This window comes from Tetragenococcus muriaticus DSM 15685, assembly GCF_000423785.1.
In the GTDB taxonomy this organism is placed as follows: Bacteria; Bacillota; Bacilli; order Lactobacillales; family Enterococcaceae; genus Tetragenococcus; species Tetragenococcus muriaticus.
This window is the reverse complement of record NZ_AUIQ01000019.1, coordinates 1-17,908: the sequence shown is the minus strand read 5'-3', so window position 1 is coordinate 17,908 and position 17,908 is coordinate 1. Positions and strand designations below refer to the sequence as shown.

The 17,908-nt window shown below is 36.5% G+C and carries 15 protein-coding genes and 1 pseudogene; 6 read left to right on the top strand and 10 right to left on the bottom strand.

The window, feature by feature from the left end; all coding sequences use genetic code 11:
- Window positions 1–7: 7 nt before the first annotated feature.
- Window positions 8–568, bottom strand: coding sequence for an aminoacyl-tRNA hydrolase (gene pth, locus G577_RS0104695; RefSeq protein ID WP_028790196.1), 561 nt, complete (start codon window positions 566–568; stop codon window positions 8–10).
- Window positions 569–887: 319 nt separating this feature from the next.
- On the opposite strand from pth, the gene G577_RS0104685 reads away from it, so the two are divergent.
- Both G577_RS0104685 and G577_RS0104680 read left to right on the top strand, forming a co-directional pair.
- Entirely contained in the window at window positions 888–1,859 is a 972-nt protein-coding gene (locus G577_RS0104685) for an L-lactate dehydrogenase (protein ID WP_028790195.1), read from the top strand.
- 174 nt (window positions 1,860–2,033) lie between these two features.
- Window positions 2,034–3,431, top strand: a complete 1,398-nt coding sequence (locus G577_RS0104680; RefSeq protein ID WP_028790194.1) for a L,D-transpeptidase family protein — start codon at window positions 2,034–2,036, stop codon at window positions 3,429–3,431.
- A gap of 58 nt (window positions 3,432–3,489) precedes the next feature.
- Here G577_RS0104680 and G577_RS0104675 read toward each other — a convergent pair whose 3' ends face one another.
- Together G577_RS0104675 and G577_RS0104670 are read right to left on the bottom strand one after the other, a co-directional pair.
- Window positions 3,490–4,212: a YebC/PmpR family DNA-binding transcriptional regulator gene (locus tag G577_RS0104675; RefSeq protein ID WP_028790193.1), complete on the bottom strand. Its 723-nt coding sequence runs from the start codon at window positions 4,210–4,212 to the stop codon at window positions 3,490–3,492.
- An 87-nt stretch (window positions 4,213–4,299) separates the two neighbouring features.
- Entirely contained in the window at window positions 4,300–4,806 is a 507-nt protein-coding gene (locus tag G577_RS0104670) for a VanZ family protein (RefSeq protein ID WP_028790192.1), read from the bottom strand.
- Between the two features lie 136 nt (window positions 4,807–4,942).
- Between G577_RS0104670 and G577_RS0104665 the strand changes: the two genes are divergently transcribed.
- A complete protein-coding gene (locus G577_RS0104665) occupies window positions 4,943–6,745 on the top strand; it encodes a M3 family oligoendopeptidase (RefSeq protein ID WP_038027620.1) in 1,803 nt (600 codons plus the stop codon).
- An 81-nt stretch (window positions 6,746–6,826) separates the two neighbouring features.
- Here the strand turns inward: G577_RS0104665 and G577_RS11040 are convergent, their stop codons facing one another.
- The 4 genes from G577_RS11040 to G577_RS0104645 all read right to left on the bottom strand — a co-directional run bounded on the left by G577_RS11040 (window position 6,827) and on the right by G577_RS0104645 (window position 12,096).
- Complete coding sequence (locus G577_RS11040) at window positions 6,827–8,053, bottom strand: MFS transporter (protein WP_051176641.1); 1,227 nt, start codon at window positions 8,051–8,053, stop codon at window positions 6,827–6,829.
- 180 nt (window positions 8,054–8,233) lie between these two features.
- Window positions 8,234–9,655, bottom strand: coding sequence for an NAD-dependent succinate-semialdehyde dehydrogenase (locus G577_RS0104655; protein WP_028790190.1), 1,422 nt, complete (start codon window positions 9,653–9,655; stop codon window positions 8,234–8,236).
- 477 nt (window positions 9,656–10,132) lie between these two features.
- Complete coding sequence (locus tag G577_RS11035) at window positions 10,133–10,636, bottom strand: DUF4811 domain-containing protein (RefSeq protein WP_051176639.1); 504 nt, start codon at window positions 10,634–10,636, stop codon at window positions 10,133–10,135.
- Entirely contained in the window at window positions 10,633–12,096 is a 1,464-nt protein-coding gene (locus G577_RS0104645; protein WP_028790189.1) for an MDR family MFS transporter, read from the bottom strand. The genes G577_RS11035 and G577_RS0104645 overlap by 4 nt, the downstream gene beginning before the upstream one ends.
- Before the next feature lie 127 nt (window positions 12,097–12,223).
- Between G577_RS0104645 and G577_RS0104640 the strand changes: the two genes are divergently transcribed.
- Window positions 12,224–12,703 (top strand): MerR family transcriptional regulator, encoded by a 480-nt coding sequence (locus tag G577_RS0104640; protein WP_028790188.1) that lies wholly within the window; start codon window positions 12,224–12,226, stop codon window positions 12,701–12,703.
- A 49-nt stretch (window positions 12,704–12,752) separates the two neighbouring features.
- On the opposite strand, the gene G577_RS0104635 is transcribed toward G577_RS0104640, so the two are convergent.
- On the bottom strand, window positions 12,753–13,949 hold the full coding sequence (locus G577_RS0104635; RefSeq protein ID WP_028790187.1) for an NAD(P)/FAD-dependent oxidoreductase: 1,197 nt from the start codon (window positions 13,947–13,949) through the stop codon (window positions 12,753–12,755).
- A 26-nt stretch (window positions 13,950–13,975) separates the two neighbouring features.
- On the bottom strand, window positions 13,976–14,881 hold the full coding sequence (locus G577_RS0104630; RefSeq protein WP_028790186.1) for a prenyltransferase: 906 nt from the start codon (window positions 14,879–14,881) through the stop codon (window positions 13,976–13,978).
- Between the two features lie 101 nt (window positions 14,882–14,982).
- Between G577_RS0104630 and G577_RS0104625 the strand changes: the two genes are divergently transcribed.
- Window positions 14,983–15,963, top strand: coding sequence for a polyprenyl synthetase family protein (locus G577_RS0104625; protein WP_028790185.1), 981 nt, complete (start codon window positions 14,983–14,985; stop codon window positions 15,961–15,963).
- Between the two features lie 206 nt (window positions 15,964–16,169).
- Window positions 16,170–17,594: a transglutaminase-like domain-containing protein gene (locus G577_RS0104620; protein WP_028790184.1), complete on the top strand. Its 1,425-nt coding sequence runs from the start codon at window positions 16,170–16,172 to the stop codon at window positions 17,592–17,594.
- 146 nt (window positions 17,595–17,740) lie between these two features.
- On the opposite strand, the pseudogene G577_RS11990 reads toward G577_RS0104620, so the two are convergent.
- Window positions 17,741–17,908, bottom strand: a pseudogene (locus G577_RS11990) (IS110 family transposase); the annotation flags it as partial.

The window sequence follows — 17,908 nt, the reverse complement described above, 5'->3', positions numbered from 1 at the left end:
CGCTCAATTAATTGAAGCGATTCATCGTTTGAACAAAATTATTACTTTCAATAAAATACACGATCGCTTCTTTTGCTTGCTCGATACTATCTGTCATAATGGATTGTTCTTGTTTATTAAAGGGCTGTAAAACATGAGAAATGACAGAAGTATGAGCTTGTGGATGACCAATCCCTATTTTCAAACGGCAAAAATCATTTGTGCCTAAATGAGAAATAATACTTTTTAGCCCATTATGTCCACCTGCACTTCCCTTTTGCCGCAAACGTATCTTTCCAAACGTCAGATCTAAATCATCGCAAATAACGACGAGTTCTTCTTTTGCAATACCAAAATACGTCATTAAAGGTCCCACAGCTCGTCCTGAATCATTCATATAGGTCTGTGGTTTCACTAGAAATATTTTTTCTCCATTAACAAAAAAATCTGCTATTTGTGCTTCAAACGAACTTTTTTTTAAAGACGCATCATATGTTTTGGCCAAACGATCCACTGTCATAAATCCGACATTATGTTTTGTCTTTTCATATTTTTTTCCTGGATTTCCCAATCCGACAATCATTTTCATTATTGAAACTCCATCATTTAAATTTTAAAAAACAACAAAATGCTGGACAAATATTTCATTGTCCAGTTTCGAAGTGATATCAATGTTCATTATAACATAAATAAGACTCTTCCGCTGAAAATCAATTTTCTTTGATATTTTTTTAACTAAAACAGATGCAACAAATTTTTCCAACAAAATCGTCCCTTCCCCATTGATACAGATTAGAAAAACTGTTATATTATTGAGGTGATCACATGACATAAATGTGGTAAAATGTTACTATATAAGTGTGATAAAAAAAAGTTTACAACAAAAATTTGGAAGGAATGATACACCTATGAATGCACAAATAAGCAAAAAGGATCGTCAAAAGGTTATTCTTGTCGGAGATGGTGCTGTAGGTTCTAGTTACGCATTTGCTCTAGTTACACAAAACGTCGCTCAAGAAATAGGGATTGTTGACATTGATAAAAATCGAACAGAAGGAGATGCTATTGACCTTTCAGATGCGTTAGCTTTTAACTCTCCTAAAAAAATCTATTCCGCATCTTATGAAGACGCTCATGATGCTGATCTAGTTGTTATTACAGCTGGCGCCCCACAAAAGCAAGGAGAAACTCGTTTAGACCTTGTTAATAAAAACCTAAAAATCAATCATGACGTCGTGACTCAAATCGTCGATTCTGGCTTTAACGGCATCTTTTTAGTAGCTGCTAATCCAGTAGATATTTTAACCTATTCGACTTGGAAATTTTCGGGTTTCCCTAAAGAAAAAGTTATCGGTTCTGGTACTTCTCTTGACTCAGCTCGTTTCCGCCAAGCTTTAGCTGAAATCATCGACGTCGATGCACGGAACGTTCATGCTTACATCCTAGGGGAACACGGAGATTCTGAATTTCCTGTATGGTCTCATGCAAATGTTGCCGGTTTACAAATTTACGAATGGGTAAAAAATAATCCAGAAATAGATGAAGAAGCGATGGTTAATTTATTCTTTAGCGTACGTGATTCTGCCTATAACATCATCGAGAAAAAGGGAGCTACATTCTACGGTGTCGCTGCTGCTTTAGCACGCATTACTCGAGCTATCTTATATAACGAAAATGCTGTATTCCCTCTATCTGTTCAAATGAATGGCGAATATGGACTAAACGATATCTTTATTGGTTCTCCAGCGGTTATCAATTCAGAAGGCGTAAAGCAAGTCATTGAAGTTCCTCTATCTGATGGAGAAAAAGATCGTATGGCAGCTTCTGCTGAGCAGTTACAAAATATCTTAGATAAAGCCTTTGCCCAATTCGAGCAATAACTCTTTATCTATATTCTAAATAACAATTATATGGAGAGCGGCTTTGAATGAAGCCGCCCTCTTTTTTTTAAGTATTAAATAATTATTAGTTTTATTGTAAATTAGTTCGTTTTATGTAATAAATATGCTATGGTATGAAAAAGAATTTATTTAATTAAGGAGCTGACAAACTAGATGTCACGTTTAGATAAACGTCCGAAAATGAAAAAGACGGTACGCTTTATTCTGATTGGTTTAGTTGTTGTACTTATCGCAGTAATTGGTGGCTATACTTATCGCAGCATGCACTATTCCAGCCATTTTTTGCCTGACACATTTATTAATGGCACCAGAGTAAGTGACTTAACGGCGAACCAAGCCAACGAATTATTACATGACCGCTATGACGCTCAGGAATTTACTGTTGAGCAAAATGGAGAAGAATGGAAAACATTTAAAAAAGCTGATTTAGGTTTAGATACTGATTTTTCTGATGAGCTAGAATCGATGATCAGTCAACAAAATAATTGGCGCTGGGGACTTGCTTTCTTATCAAGTGCCAATCAAAATCTAGAACTCAATACAGCTGCTTTTGATGAACAAACACTTAACCAACAGACAGAAGAATTGGATCAAGAAATCGCTGCACTAAATGAAGATCGTACAAAAACAGAAGATGCTAAAATCGATCAAGATGAAGATGGATTTACCATTGAGCCTGAAAAACAAGGGGATGAATTAGATACAAAGCAGGCCTCTGAAGCTTTCAAAGCAAATATATTGGACGGACAAAATGAGCTTGAGCTAACGCGATATACAAAACAACCCCAAACAACCTCAGAAGACGAAGACTTACAAAATGAGCTTGAGCAATTAAACGAGATCGCTCAAACAAATGGAACTTATAAAATTAACGGAGAAGATGTGGAAATCCCTACAGAAGAAATTATGGATTGGGTCGTTTATGAAAATGATGAGGTTACTTTAGATCAGGATAAAGTCCAAGGTTATGTAGAAAAGTTAGGCGAAGATTATAATACTAGTGAAAACGAAACACAATTTGAAAGTACAGAACAAGATGAAGTAGACGTCGATCCAGGAACCTTAAGTTGGACCATTAACACTGAGCAAGAAACAGAAGGCCTAAGTGAAGACCTGCTAAAAGGAGAAGATTTTGAACGTACACCAATTGTTCAAGGCAGTGCTGAGCCAAGTGAACCATTAGTTGACGACACATACGTTGAAGTAGACTTGAAAAATCAACATATGTGGTATTATCAAGACGGAGAAGTTACTTTAGATACAGATATTGTTTCTGGAAAACCAGATACAAAAACGCCTACTGGTGTATTTTACGTATGGGATAAAGAAAGAGACGCTACTCTAACAGGAGAAGATTATGAATCTCCTGTGGACTTTTGGCTACCGATCGATTGGACAGGCGTGGGTATTCATGACGCAGACTGGCAACCGACCTTTGGAGGAGACCGCTGGGAAGAAGGCGGGTCCCATGGATGTATCAACACGCCGCCAGGTGAAATGGAAGAACTATTTGATAATATCGAAGTAGGAACTCCTGTAGTGGTCATCTAAGACTATCTGAAAAAATAGGACATGAATTAAAAAAACGAGAGGCTCGCCTCTCGTTTTTTTATGCTTCAATAGAAGTATAGACTTCTGAAACATCTTCATCATCTTCTAATTTTTCTAATAGATGATGAAATTGTTCTTTTTTCTTACCTTCTAATAAGGTCGTTGTCTGTGGAACCATCGTTAATTCTGCTTGAGCCAAAGTAAATTCGTTTTCCAAAAAATCACGAACCTCAGTAAAATCTTCCGGGGCAGTATAAATTTCAAATACCTCAGGCGAAGTTAATAAATCTTCTCCCCCTGCTTCTAAAACTTTTTCAAGCATATCATCTTCAGATAATGATAAATTTTCTCGTTCAATAGCAATATAACCTTTGCGATCAAACATATAGTTCACCGAACCAGTCTCTCCTAGATGCCCCCCGTTACGATCAAAAGCCACCCGTACATCCGTAGCTGTCCGATTCCGATTATCCGTTAATGCTTCAACTAAAACAGCTACACCACCGGGACCGTAACCTTCATAGGTTACCTCCTCATAGTTGGCTTCCTCCAAACCGCTAGTCGCCTTTTTTATCGCACGATCTACGTTATCATTAGGCATATTGGCAGATTTTGCTTTATCCATCACCATGCGCAAAGACGGATTGGTATCTGGATCTCCACCGCCACTTTTTGCTGCCATATATATTTCACGAGATAATTTTTGAAAAATTTTGCCTTTTTTGGCATCTTGTGCGTTTTTTCTTCCTTGAATGTTATTCCACTTACTATGTCCTGACAAAAAAATCTCCTCCTTGTAAAGAATGGGTTGAATATTTACAAACCAACCTTTGCACCCTTATCTATTATAACTGCTTTCCCCTTATTTTTACAAGGCTCGCCTCTTCGTTCTACTAAAAATTAAACAACACAACAAAATAGCCGTTAAAGCACCAAAAGAATCCAGCATGACATCTTGAAATAACGGCGTACGGTCCTGGGTTAACATTTGATGAAATTCATCCATTCCTGCATAGCCAGTAGCCGAAAGCCAACTGAAAAAAGCTGCAAATCCTATGGTTTTTATTTTAGGAAGTAAACTCAAGAAAAAGCCACTTCCTAACAAAAAATAACTACCAAAATGTGCTAACTTACGTATAAAAAACTCCACAAAAGAAAAATAACCTTTTTCTTCGATGCTGACTACATCGTCTGCATACTGAAAAGAAACATTCTCCAAAGTTTCTTTAAAAGGTTCATTTGAAAGCAACCGTTCCAACAAACTAAGCTGTGATTGTGTTTCATAAGTTTGTGCTGAACTATAAAATAAAACCGCCATGATCACTAAGGGAAAAACAAAGTAAAAGTTTCCATTTTTTCTAGCTTTTTTTAGCATCTACTCCACCTCAATCCCTTATCATAGCATTTTAAGAGGAATTAAAAAACTTTTTTGCAAAATTTTATGCTATACTAATCTCAAATATTTTGTACTATTGACTAATTTAATAAAACAAAAGATAAAGGAGAATTGTATGAATTATTCATTGACATGGGATTTAAACACCATTTTTCCAGGAGGAAGCCATTCGAAAGAGTTACAACAACGTATGGCGACATTGGACGAGCAAATAACAGAACTCCATCAAGCTGTCCAATCTTTTGAAGCAGAAAAAAGAATCACCACTAATCTTTTGACCATTTTAAACTGGAATGCAAAAGTCTCGAACGGTTTTGAAGAATGTGGAAGTTTCATCGAAGCGCTGCTATCTGCCGACGTTAGTGACACTAAAGCAAAACTGTTATCCGGTGAACTATCGAAAAAAATACCTAAATATCAATTAGCTATGACTATTTTTTCTAAAAAATTGGCAGCTATCGAAACGAATGATTGGAAACAATGGTTAACAGATTCTAAATTAAAATCTATAGCTTTTCGCTTAGAGGAAATACGTCGTGATGGTAATAAATTATTATCTGATACCCAAGAGAATATTTTCCATACTCTTTCTTTAGACGGGTTAAAGGCCTGGAGTCAACATTACGATACCATTGTTGCAAGTATTATTATTCCTTTTACCGAAAAGGACGGTTCAAAAGTTGAACTTTCTGCTGGTCAAGCCTTTAATAAAATGAATAGTCATCCTGATGCTGACGTTCGTGCTGAAATTTTTGAAAAGTGGGAACAAGCTTGGAGTCAAAAAGCCGATTTATTCAGTGATACTTTAAACCATCTGGACGGTTTTCGCTTATCTACCCAGAAATTACACGGCATTGAAAATTACTTACAAGAACCGCTGGAAAACAATCGTTTAAAACAAGAAACGTTGGATACAATGTGGTCTACGATTCAAAAAAACAAACAGCCATTTGTTGATTATTTAACTCGCAAGGCACAATTATTGGGTAATGATAAAATGAAGTGGCAGGATCAAGAAGCGCCGGTTCTTTTAGGAAATATGCACGAAGAGACCTATACGTTTGATGAAGCTGCAGCTTTTATTATCAAAAATTTTCGGGAATTCAGTCCTAAGATGGCCACTTTTGCCCAAAGTGCTTTTGAAAACTCCTGGATTGAAGCTGAAGACCGTCCAGGTAAACGTCCAGGTGGCTACTGCACGAGCTTTCCTGAATCACAAGAATCTCGCATTTTTATGACTTATAGTCATTCAATGAACGAAGTGGCCACTATAGCTCACGAATTGGGGCATGCTTTTCATAGTAGTGTCATGTGGGACTTGCCCGTTCTAAATCAGGAATATGCCATGAACGTTGCTGAAACAGCTAGTACATTTGCCGAGTTAATCGTCGCAGACGCAACCTTAAAAAAAGCACAGACAAAGGAAGAAAAAATTAATTTATTGGATGTCAAGTTGCAAAATGCCATCGCGATGTTTATGAATATCCACACGCGCTATATTTTTGAGAATCATTTTTATCAAGCACGGCAAAAAGGGTTAGTCTCCACAGAGCAAATTTCTGAAATGATGGTGAACGCTCAAAAAGAAAGCTATTTAGATAGCTTAGCTAATTATCATCCTCATTTTTGGGCAGCAAAATTACACTTTTTTATTGATGATGTCCCGTTTTATAATTTCCCGTACACTTTTGGCTATCTTTTTAGTACAGGAATTTATGCTTTTGCTAATGAACAAAAAACAAATTTTGAAGAGGATTATATCGCCTTACTACGAGATACAGCAGCAATGACAACCGAAGAGCTGGCCAAAAAACATTTGGGAGTCGATTTGACACAACCTGATTTTTGGCAAGCTGGTATCAATAAAGTATTAGAAGATGTGAACGAGTTCATGTCCTTGACCAAAGATTACGTTTAATCCAAAAAAATCAGTACCGTCTCATAACTTCCAAAAGTTTTGCGAAGATTTTAGGGACGGTACTGATTTTTATTTTAAGCATCAGGCTTTATGACTTTTGCCATAAGTTTCATGAAGAGGAGACGTTGATATCTTTAGTGCTTTAACTCCTGGAAGAGTTAACAACACGGCTAAACTAATAAGATAAATGCTGCTCAAAAACAGAATTACTGCATTTAAATTATAATGATCCATCAAAAACCCAATAACAATCGAAGAAAAACCACCAATTGCACGCCCAGCATTCATAATAAAATTATTAGCTGTTGCCCGAATTTGTATAGGGTATAATGAACTAATTACTGCACCATAACCACCGTACATCCCATTAATAAAATAGCCAACGACAACCGCTGCTAGAATTAAAGTCACTTGATCTACAGCCAATACTAACAAGTAGACTGCTAATGAAGAAAAGATAAGAAAAATTGAAAAAGACGTCCGGGGCCCTAATTTGTCCATAATGGATCCGAAAGTCAACATGCCGAAACACATCCCCAAAATTGTGCTAACCATCCATAAAGAAGAATCTGCAACGGACAGCCCAAGTCGCTCTTGCATAATTGAAGGTAACCAGTTCATCAAGCCAAAGTAACCAGCGATCTGTACAGTGACCATTAACGTCAATCCCGTTGTCTGCCAGCTCATTTTGCTCCCAGCAAATAAATCAGTTAACCGTGTCTTTTTCTCAGTATCTTGTCTTTTAGCAAACGCTTCTGGCTCTTTTAAACCACGACGTATAAACAAAACCATTAGTACAGGCAAGACACCAATAACATAAAGCATCCGCCAACCTAACACTGGTATAACCAAAGAAGCCAATACTGCTGCCAACATAGCTCCCACTTGGGCACCAATTCCGGCAATAGAAGAGGCCCTTCCCAATTGTTTTTTTGAAAAAGACTCTGAAATTAACGACATACAAGCGCCATATTCTCCGCCAGCGCCAATTCCAGCAAGAAAGCGGAAAATATAAACCAAATAAATATTAGAAGCAAAAAACATCAACAAAGAAGCTAAAGAGAATAGGAGCACTGTTTGTGAAAATACTTTAACCCGCCCATATTTATCTGCTATAATTCCAAAAAAAATACCTCCAATTAACATCCCTAAATTGGTCACCGTAGCAATCAAACCAGCTTGTGTGCCACTAAGACCAAAAGTTGCGATAATTGAAGATAAAGAAAAAGACAAAAACATAATATCCATGTTCTCTAGTGCGATGCCTGAAGCAGTTGACAATAGTACTTTACGCTGGTAGCGTGACATTTTTTACCCTCTCTCATTCATTGTTTTTTTATTCTTCCAGATAGGTTATCTAAATTTACATAAATTTTCAAGTAAAAAAATGAAAAAATTGAAAAGAATAAAAAAACGTACGGGTTTTACTTAAAACGATAAAAATCGCTGTTATCGATATTTCATCGATAACAGCGAACAAAAGCACAATTATTCAGGGTCTGTGGCGATTAATCCTCCAGCAAGGTTATTCATATCTGGCCTATCCGCTTTGACAATCAGTTTTTCGTTTACAAAAGCCATTTGTCCTAAACGGCTCATTTCTCTGCCATAACCAGAGCGTTTTACACCGCCAAACGGCAACTCAGGCAAGGAATATCTAAAGTCATTCACAAAAACCATACCTGTTTCAATTTGAGAAGCAACTTCAGCACCGTGTTCACTATCTCCAGCAAATACGATACCACCTAATCCGTATGAAGAATCATTTGCTAGCTCGATGGCTTCTTCTTCGGTTGAAACTTTATAGACAACGGCCACCGGTCCAAACATTTCCGTCGTATGAGCCGGATTATCTCGATCAACATTCGTTAAAATTGTCGGCATAAAGAATTGCCCAGGCAAATCGATCGGTTCATTTCCATAAACAACTTTAGCCCCTGCATTGATTGCTTCATCCACTTGTTCTTGCAAATCTTCTTTTGCCTTTTTAGTATTCATTGGAGCTAGTGTCGTTTTCGGATCCAATGGATCTCCTGGTTTGACTTTACTAAAACTTTCTTTCAATTGTTCTACAAACTCATCGTACACATTTTCCATCACAATAAAACGTTTCGAGGAGGTACATTCTTGCCCTGCGTTGTATAAACGTGAACGCCAAGCAATATTTGAAACATCATCCATATTCGCGTCATCTAGCACAATAAATGGATCCATACCTCCTAATTCCATTGTGGTTTTTTTCAAATTTTTACCAGCCGCACTAGCTACAGCTTCTCCACCACGTTCAGAACCTGTCAAAGCAGCCCCTTGCACACGTGAGTCTTCAATAGCCGCGGTCACTTGATCGTAGGTCATAAATAAGTTCGTCAGTGCTCCCTTAGGCGCCCCTGCTTCAAGAATAACGTCAGCCATCACTTGAGCCGAAGTTGGTGTATTGGAAGCATGCTTCAAAATCATCGGATTACCTACCATAAAGTTTGGAGCAAATACCCGCATAATTTGATAATAGGGGAAATTCCACGGTTCAACCATCATTAAAACCCCTGTAGCATGATGTTGTATCTCTGCTGTGCCATGTGCACTAGTTTCTACTGGCTCTGGTTTTAACATTTCTTCACTATGATCAGCAAACCAATCAGCAATAATGGCGCATAACTCCACTTCGCCTTGGGCTTCAGTAAATAATTTTCCCATATCAATGGTACAAGCACGTGCTAATTCGTCCGCTTGTTCTCGGATTTTAGCAGCAACGTCGTGCAAAATTTTTCCTCGCTCTTTAACCGGTTGTGTTTTGAATTTTTCATATAAGTTTTTTCCAATTTGCAAAGCTTCTTCTAATTCTTGGTCTGTCGTATTTGAATACTCTTTTACCACTTCGTTTGTATATGGATTTATTGTTTTATATGCCAACTAAATAGCCTCCTTAATTCTTTATCCATAATGAAATAAAATCAACTCATGCACAAATCCGTACAACGAACCTCCTTTCAAACCATACTTCTTGTCAGCTTAACTTAACTTCTCCCCTTAGTACTTAATAAGAAATGTTCCAAAATATATCCGCTATCAAACATGCGTATTTTAAAAGGCTTTTTCAAGTTACGAAAGAAGCTTTCGTAAGCGCTTTAAACTTTCGTCCAAAACAAATATAACATAATACGCCACCATTTTGGAAATAAAAACTACCCTACTAGCTTTTAGAGGTTCCTTCTTACTCTAATAAACAATCAACGAATTTAAGAAGCTAGAACAAAAGATTTTTAATAATAACCTATCCGGACTATAGTAGAAACTGTTTTTTGGTCCTCGATCCTAAACCGCAAATAGGCAACAATGACCCAATCTCATCAAATATAGTTCGGATATTTTTACTTTTATAGCCATTTTTTAATTTTCTGTACTTAATAATTGCCAGTTTGAAGGTAAATTGAACTGATTTTCTTGCTCAATAAATTCATGGTTATTTCCTGAAAACCCAAATAACAACCGGTAAAAGTTATTCTTATAAACCCATTCAGTTCTTTTCGTTGTAAGCTGTGCTTGTTCAGCATCTTGACTGACATCATTTTTCACTTGCTGACCACCTGTTGATTGAGGTTTTTCCATCGCTGCTGTTTTATACAGATAAACTCTTTCAGTTCCATTGCCTAAAGGTTTATATAACAATGCCTCAGTATCTTGTTGTTCCACTGAGGAGACTAAATCTACTGTTTGACTATGAACAACTTGTTCCATTCCAAAATGTTGATTGAAATTAGCCACGATCAATCCAATACTTAAAAGGAAAAAAGCAGCGAATACAAAAGAAAGAGTTTCTTGCCACTTTTTTTGTGACAACACAAATAAAAAGGCCATGGCTACTGCACTTACAATAAGAATGATAAAAATCATACATGGACCTCCTTACTCTTCGATCTTCCTTTAATAAAAAAGGTTAACCCAAAACCAACAACACAAAATAGTATAGCCACCCAAAAGGCTGATTGATAACCGGATAAAGTAGCTTTTAAAGTTTGTTGGGCATAAGCCAAAGGTGTTTTTTGTAACGTACTTTCTTCTGGTAAGTTACTATTGGTTACATTCGTCAAAACACTCACTAAGATTGCCGTTCCAATAGAACTAGCAACTTGCCGAAATGTGTTATTAACTGCTGTGCCATGACTAATCAATTTAGGCGGCAACGCGTTCATCCCCGAGGTTGTAACAGGCATCATCACCATTGAAATGCCAAACATACGCACAACATATAAAATAACAATGTAAGCAAGGGAAGTGTTTTCTGTTAGAAAAGCAAAAGGAATCGTACCACAAGTTAGAATAAACATTCCAATAGGAGCCAAACGTTTAGCCCCATATTTATCGAAAATAGAACCTGTAATTGGGTTCATAATACCGATAACAAGAGCCCCTGGCAGCAGTATTAAGCCAGAATGAAAAGCTGATTCCCCACGAATATTTTGAATATACATTGGTACAACCATTGAAACACCAATCATCGCCATATTCGTTACTCCAGACAAAATAGCAGCTAAAGTAAATGTCGATGATTTAAATACACGTAGTTCCAATAGTGGATTTTTTATATGTAGTTGACGCCAAACAAAAAAGGCTAAACCAATAGCTCCCATTAACATAAAACCAATAACTTCAAAACTTCCCCAGCCCTGATTTCCAACACTAGAAAAACCATATAGCAAAGATCCAAAACCTATAGTAGATAAAACTACCGAGGAAAAATCAATTTTAGGATTAGATAATGGAATGACACTCCGCATTAAGAAAAAGGACAAGATAAGTACTAAAACCACAATTGGGATCACGATACCAAACAATTGACGCCAAGAGTAATGATCAATCACCCAACCAGATAATGTAGGGCCCAAAGCTGGAGCTAAGGCAATCACAATCCCCACCATTCCCATAGCAGCTCCACGACGTTCCGGAGGATAGATTGTATACATGATATTTTGGAGTAATGGCATAGAAATACCAACTCCAGCCGCTTGCACAAGACGACCTATTAAAAGTACCGGAAAAATAGGGGCTATAAAACAAGTGATTGTACCAATCAAAAAAACAAACATCGCAAATAGATACAATTTTTTAGAACTAAATTTATTAATCATCCAAGCAGTGATAGGAATCATAATACCATTGACCAACAAAAAGCCAGTGGTTAGCCACTGTACGTCAGAAGCTGAAATATTAAACGTACGCATTAAAGTTGGAAAAGCAGTATTTAACAATGTTTGATTTAACACCGTACAAAAACTTCCCACCATTAAAATCGCTACGATCATCGCACGATTGTATGGTTTTCCATAGATATCAACTGGTTGTTTATTTTCCATCGTTCTCTTCCTTTCTATTTTCAACTTAACTACTTTAATCTTTTTTTTCGATGTTTGTCAACTGGGTTGACATCTATGGAAAGTAATTTATAATTCAGGTAACAAGATTAAAAAGAAAGGGACTGTTATGACAACTTCCTTAAAGGATTTACTACTCAGCGATGATTTGTTAGTCGGTATTAGCGAGCTAAGTAAAATGAGTGGAACCTCTGCTAGACAACTCCGCTATTGGGAAAAAAAGGGGATAATTACCTCAGTTACTAAAAAAGAACCTTCCGCCCCTCGCAGTTATCGTTTATTGACCGTTATTAAAGTGGAATTATTGCAACGATTTTTAACAGAAGGGTATACCTTAAAGACGTCGAATGAAAAAGCTGAAATGTTTCTTAAAAAAGTTTCTCGCATTAGAAAAGTTTTTGCTAAAACTATACAAGACGTCGAAGTCGTCAATGACCGATATACTGTATTTACGATTGGGGCATTTGAACCCAAAGATGAAGTAATGGTAATTATCTATGATGACCTAAAAGAAAAACTTTCCTACCAGCTTTTTACCAAACAAACGAGCATTGATTATCAACAACTTATTTCTAAAATAGAACAATAAAAAAATAAGCAAGATTGATTTTAACAATCTTGCTTATTTTTTCTATCTTTTAATGGTATAGGTCAAAACGACCTTTAGCCATAACTTCTTTTAGTCCCCCTGTTTTTAACAAGGAACGGTTCATAATCATTTTTTTCATAAACGAAGCTGGGTATCCTTTAACTCCTGTACTTCCAACATAGCCAAAAGCGTGAGTATTTCCAATGGAAGCTACTGATCCTAAAGAGTTAAACGTAAAGGTTTCAGTAGCTTCCCCTTTTGTTTGATGTGCAATATTTTTAGCTGCATGTTCTCCCATTTGTAAAGAAATTTGTCCAGTCGTTGGATAAGGGCGATTTCCTTCTTTATCCATCACAGCAGACACATCGCCTATAATATAAATATTATTATAATTTGGAGAAGTTAAATCATCATTAACCATCACGCGGCCTCTTTTTTCATTAAAACCAGATTCGCCAATGACATGGCTTCCGCTTACTCCTGTAGTCCAAATAATGGTTGCTGCTTCTAATTCTTTATCTGTCTCTTCATTACTGTAAATCACCCGCTCTGGCTTAATTTCTTTAATCGGGCTTGACGTTAGTAAGTGAATGTCCCATTCATTTAAGTGATCTAAACAATATTGTGTCAAATTATCATCAAATTGCGGAAGAATGCTGGACATTGCTTCAATACAATAAATTTCGATTTCTGACGGATCTACGTCCGCCATTTTTGCATAGCGATCAAGACCATCATGCAAAGCTCCTACCAATTCGATACCAGTAAAACCAGCACCACAGACAACTAAGCGCAAATATTTTTTGTCTTTTGTTTCTTTATATTTTTTCATCATTGCTTGGATATGTTCATAAACTTTTTCCGCTGTTTTTACGTTAACCATTTCCAAAGCATTCTCTTCAGCACCAGGGATGCCAAACGTTTCTGTTTCAAATCCTAAAGCAACGACCAAATAATCATAGTGCAAAAGTTCATTTTCTTTCAACTCAACCGTTTGTTGCTCCGAATTGATAGTTACAACCTCGTCTTGAATAAATGTCGTAATTTTTTCATCTACCACATCGTCAATCGGATAAATGATCTTTTCTTTAGGTTGATTTCCTGCAGCAACTTCATGTAAATCTGTTGCTTCATAGTGATAGTCATTGCGATCCACTAAAGTGATATGCAAATTATCTTGCTTTTGTAACTCCCTTAAAGTTCTTAAACCTGCATAACCTGCTCCTAAAATCGCGACTTCCTTCATGATATCTCCTTTTCTTTCTACTATTTTTATATCATACCTATCCCCAAAGCATAGGTAATTACTTGTACTATTGATCCTACAGCTAGAATCTTAACTGCGCAAGGGAATGTTTGACTTTTAACTTGTTTTTGTAAAAAAAGTTTCACCTGTCCATAAATAAATGGAAGTGCCAAAAAAGATAATAACACTGTCCAAGGGGCCAAGCCTAAAAGAAATGAAGCCAGAATTGCCACTAGAGCAATACCATTCATCCCCACAAATAAGCGCAACGCATTTGTTTTTCCTATGTAATGAACTAACGTATAACGCTCATTTTTTTCGTCTTCTTCTTTATCACAAGTATTATTAGCTAACATCAAGTTAGCAATCCACATTGTATTTGGCAGCGCAATAACTACAATACCGAAAATGTCCGAAAAATTCCACTGAAACGCTTCAAATGTATTGATATATACACAAATTAATGAAATCATAAAGCCCATAGTGATTCCTGAAAAAAATTCACCCACAGGTAAACTTGATAAAGGTCGCGGTCCTGAGGAGTAAAATATTCCTACTAAATAACAAAATAGCCCCATCCATAAAAGAGGCCATCCAACGATAAAAGCTAAGGCAATACCGATAAAAGCAGAGATAACAATCATTGTGACCATTAGCCCAAAAATTAGACGTAAGGAAATATTTTCACGACCAATAATATTGGTTTTTTCCCTATAGTCGTGACCTTCTTTAGCATTATGGTAATCATTATAATTATCTAAGATATCTACCGCCATATTAAAAATAAACATCGCCACAAAATAAATAACTACATAACCAATATGAATTGTGCCATAATGATACCAACTATAACAAAGTCCAATCAAAAAGGGCAAAACACTCGCTGTTTTTGCCTTCATCTCTACCAACTCTAAAAATACAGCTACTGACATTTTTTTATCCTTTCTTATTTTTACAGCATAAAAGTAGCCTTTTTGTCTAATAATAAGTTAGAATAGTTCTGTTATTACTAAACGTTGAAAGGAACGTACAAATGCTATCTTACTGGAACGATTATCCCACGATCCAAAACAAACTCCAAGCCGTTTGCTCATTAATTGAAGATCAATTGGAGGTGCGCAATAAGGAAATTCAAGAAACACTCATCGAGTTTGCCAATTCTGGTGGCAAATATCTACGTCCAGCATATTTCCTTTTCTTTACTGAATTAGGAGAATCCTCTAAGCAGAACCAAAAACAATTAACTCAAATCGCCGCTTCCATTGAAATCTTACATATGGCGACCTTAATTCACGACGATATTATTGATGATTCCCCTTTGCGCCGAGGCAATACTACTGTGCAATCCAGATATGGGAAAGATATCGCTGTATATGCAGGGGATTTATTATTCACCCAATTTTTTGACCTACTTACACAATCCATGAACGGCTCCCCTTATTTAGAAATTAATGCCACTTCAATGAAACGTCTGTTGCTAGGGGAGCTAGACCAAATGCATAGTCGTTTTAACAGACAAGAGACAGTTGAAGATTATTTAAGCAGTATCAATGGGAAAACTGCGGAGTTATTTTGGTTAGCTTGCATCCAAGGAGCCCATTTTGGTAAAACAAGTGAAGAAATTGAATCTTTATCAGGAGAAATCGGGCGTGATATCGGTCTTGCCTTTCAAATCTATGATGATATTCTAGATTACACAGCGAAACAACATGTTCTACAAAAACCTATTTTAGAAGATTTAGCTCAAGGTGTTTATACTTTGCCGCTGATTTTAGCAAATCAAGAACATCCAGAGGTATTTGCTCCATACTTGGACAAAGAAAAAGATCTCTCATTAGAGGATGCACAACAGGTTGCCAAACTTGTCGTAACCTACGATGGTGTAAAAAAAGCCAAAGAGTTTGCCCATAGCTATACTGAACGAGCATTGCAAAAAATTGCACAGTTACCAGAATGCCAAGCCAAAGATGGTATCACCCGTCTAACAAAACAATTATTGCAACGAGCGTTTTAAACATAAGCTGAGATAGTAAATTTCCAACCAAGATTCCGATTTTTTCGGAATCTTGGTTGGAAATTTTTTGTGTTCAAACTATTGTGCTTATCCCATTAGATTCATATTTAAATCGCTGTATAAAAAATGATAGAATTTTCTGGAAATTATATTTAAACCTTGCTATAATATTGAAACATAACACTCAAAGAAAAGAGGAATACTACTTGAAGTCTTATGAATTAAACGATATCAGCTATCTATCTGTACCTTTACCAGAAGATATAACACGTGCTAAAAAAAACGGAGATCTTATCTTTGCCGAAGAGCTCATTCACGAAAAATTGACTTTTCCTAAAACGAGCCAAACATTAAAAAAACGCTTAGAAGGAGAACTGGCTGTTTTATCTGCATTAAAGAAAGACCAATTTCCTTTTGATAAACTTAAAGCTCAACAAATGTTGGAAGATAGCTTTACCGAGGTAAAACCTCGTGAAATCGAAGAGCTCGTTCGTACCAACAATGTTGAATGGATCTACAAAAAAGGACAAATGTATGTTCATCGACGCTTTATTGAAAATTTAGTTAAAACACGGAAGGATTATTATCTCCGCTACCGTTACGAAGAAGAAAACAATATTGACAATGAAAGACAAACAGAACTGGATGACAATGTGAGGGTAATGAAACACCTAGGTAGTCGCAAGGCAAAAATTACCTTAAAACAAACGATTACTCCGAAAGTAGAGATGACTAACCAAGAAGGCCCTTTTCTTTCTCATTTACCCTTACCTCGCAGCAATGGTAATACAGAGCGACAAAAGGTGCTTGCAACTAAAGGAGAAGTTTTGGATATTGCTGATACAACAGCACGCCAGCGCACTATTGCTTTTCAATCCGACGATAAAAAGGACTTAACCTTCGAAGTAGAACATGAATATGAAATTACAGCCACTTACCATGATCTTTTTAAGGTCATGGAAACACAAAAAGATTTTGCTAAACAGCTCTCTAATGAAGAAAAACAAATATTTCGAAATGAGCTGAGTGAAAAAAGTCCTCACATTTTATTTACGACCTTTTTGTATAAACTTTTAGCAGAAATCACTAGTGAGGAAATGAATTTAATTGAAAAAGCTTATCAAATTTATGAATTTGTTACAACAAAAGTCAATTATTCTTACATGAGGGAGTATTTTACTATACCAAACATTAGCGAATATTGTGCTATTAATCAAAAGGGAGATTGTGGTGTACAAGCCATTTTGTTCATTACATTATGTCGTATGTCTGGTATCCCTGCAAAATGGGAATCCGGTTTATATATTTCCGAGTATACCCAAGGTCCGCATGACTGGGCGAAATTTTATCTACCAACAATTGGTTGGGTATACGCTGATGCTTCATTTGGCGGCAGTGCTTACCGAGGGAATAACCTCGATCGCTGGAAATACTATTTTGGGAATCTCGATGTCTTTCGCTTGCCGGCAAATGACGATATACAGACTGATTTTTCCATACCTAAAAAACAACTAAGGGGCGACCCGATTGATAATCAAAGAGGGGAATTGGAGTCAGCACAACGTGGCTTACATTTTAATCAATTAGACTGGAGGGTGAATTTAATAAGGTTTGAATTTTTAAAAAAGTAAATAATTAAGCATAGTGGTAAAGAGTCAAGATAAAAAATGAATTTATTGTTACTCTACCACTAAAAAATAGGCGCACTGAACTAGGCCTATGCAAATCAAGCGTTTTCATAGGCTGTTTCCCTAGCAATGCGCAAATAACTTTTTTGTTATTTTTCTATCACGCTCCTAGGTGGCGTATAGAGTTGGTGGTTCCGTAGTAGCGTATCCACCAAGCGCACAAATTTTCTTGCAGTTAAAACGAGGGCTCTTTTGTGTTGATGTTTCGGTGTTTCTTGATACTTTTTACGATAAAAGGCTTGATATTCGGGCAAATG

What these genes read in the sequence shown, in the direction of transcription:
- pth (WP_028790196.1), bottom strand. Translation starts at nt 568, where the DNA reads ATGAAAATGATTGTCGGATTGGGAAATCCAGGAAAAAAATATGAAAAG.
- G577_RS0104685 (WP_028790195.1), top strand. Translation starts at nt 888, where the DNA reads ATGAATGCACAAATAAGCAAAAAGGATCGTCAAAAGGTTATTCTTGTC.
- G577_RS0104680 (WP_028790194.1), top strand. Translation starts at nt 2,034, where the DNA reads ATGTCACGTTTAGATAAACGTCCGAAAATGAAAAAGACGGTACGCTTT.
- G577_RS0104670 (WP_028790192.1), bottom strand. Translation starts at nt 4,806, where the DNA reads ATGCTAAAAAAAGCTAGAAAAAATGGAAACTTTTACTTTGTTTTTCCC.
- G577_RS0104665 (WP_038027620.1), top strand. Translation starts at nt 4,943, where the DNA reads ATGAATTATTCATTGACATGGGATTTAAACACCATTTTTCCAGGAGGA.
- G577_RS11040 (WP_051176641.1), bottom strand. Translation starts at nt 8,053, where the DNA reads ATGTCACGCTACCAGCGTAAAGTACTATTGTCAACTGCTTCAGGCATC.
- G577_RS11035 (WP_051176639.1), bottom strand. Translation starts at nt 10,636, where the DNA reads ATGATTTTTATCATTCTTATTGTAAGTGCAGTAGCCATGGCCTTTTTA.
- G577_RS0104645 (WP_028790189.1), bottom strand. Translation starts at nt 12,096, where the DNA reads ATGGAAAATAAACAACCAGTTGATATCTATGGAAAACCATACAATCGT.
- G577_RS0104640 (WP_028790188.1), top strand. Translation starts at nt 12,224, where the DNA reads ATGACAACTTCCTTAAAGGATTTACTACTCAGCGATGATTTGTTAGTC.
- G577_RS0104635 (WP_028790187.1), bottom strand. Translation starts at nt 13,949, where the DNA reads ATGAAGGAAGTCGCGATTTTAGGAGCAGGTTATGCAGGTTTAAGAACT.
- G577_RS0104630 (WP_028790186.1), bottom strand. Translation starts at nt 14,881, where the DNA reads ATGTCAGTAGCTGTATTTTTAGAGTTGGTAGAGATGAAGGCAAAAACA.
- G577_RS0104625 (WP_028790185.1), top strand. Translation starts at nt 14,983, where the DNA reads ATGCTATCTTACTGGAACGATTATCCCACGATCCAAAACAAACTCCAA.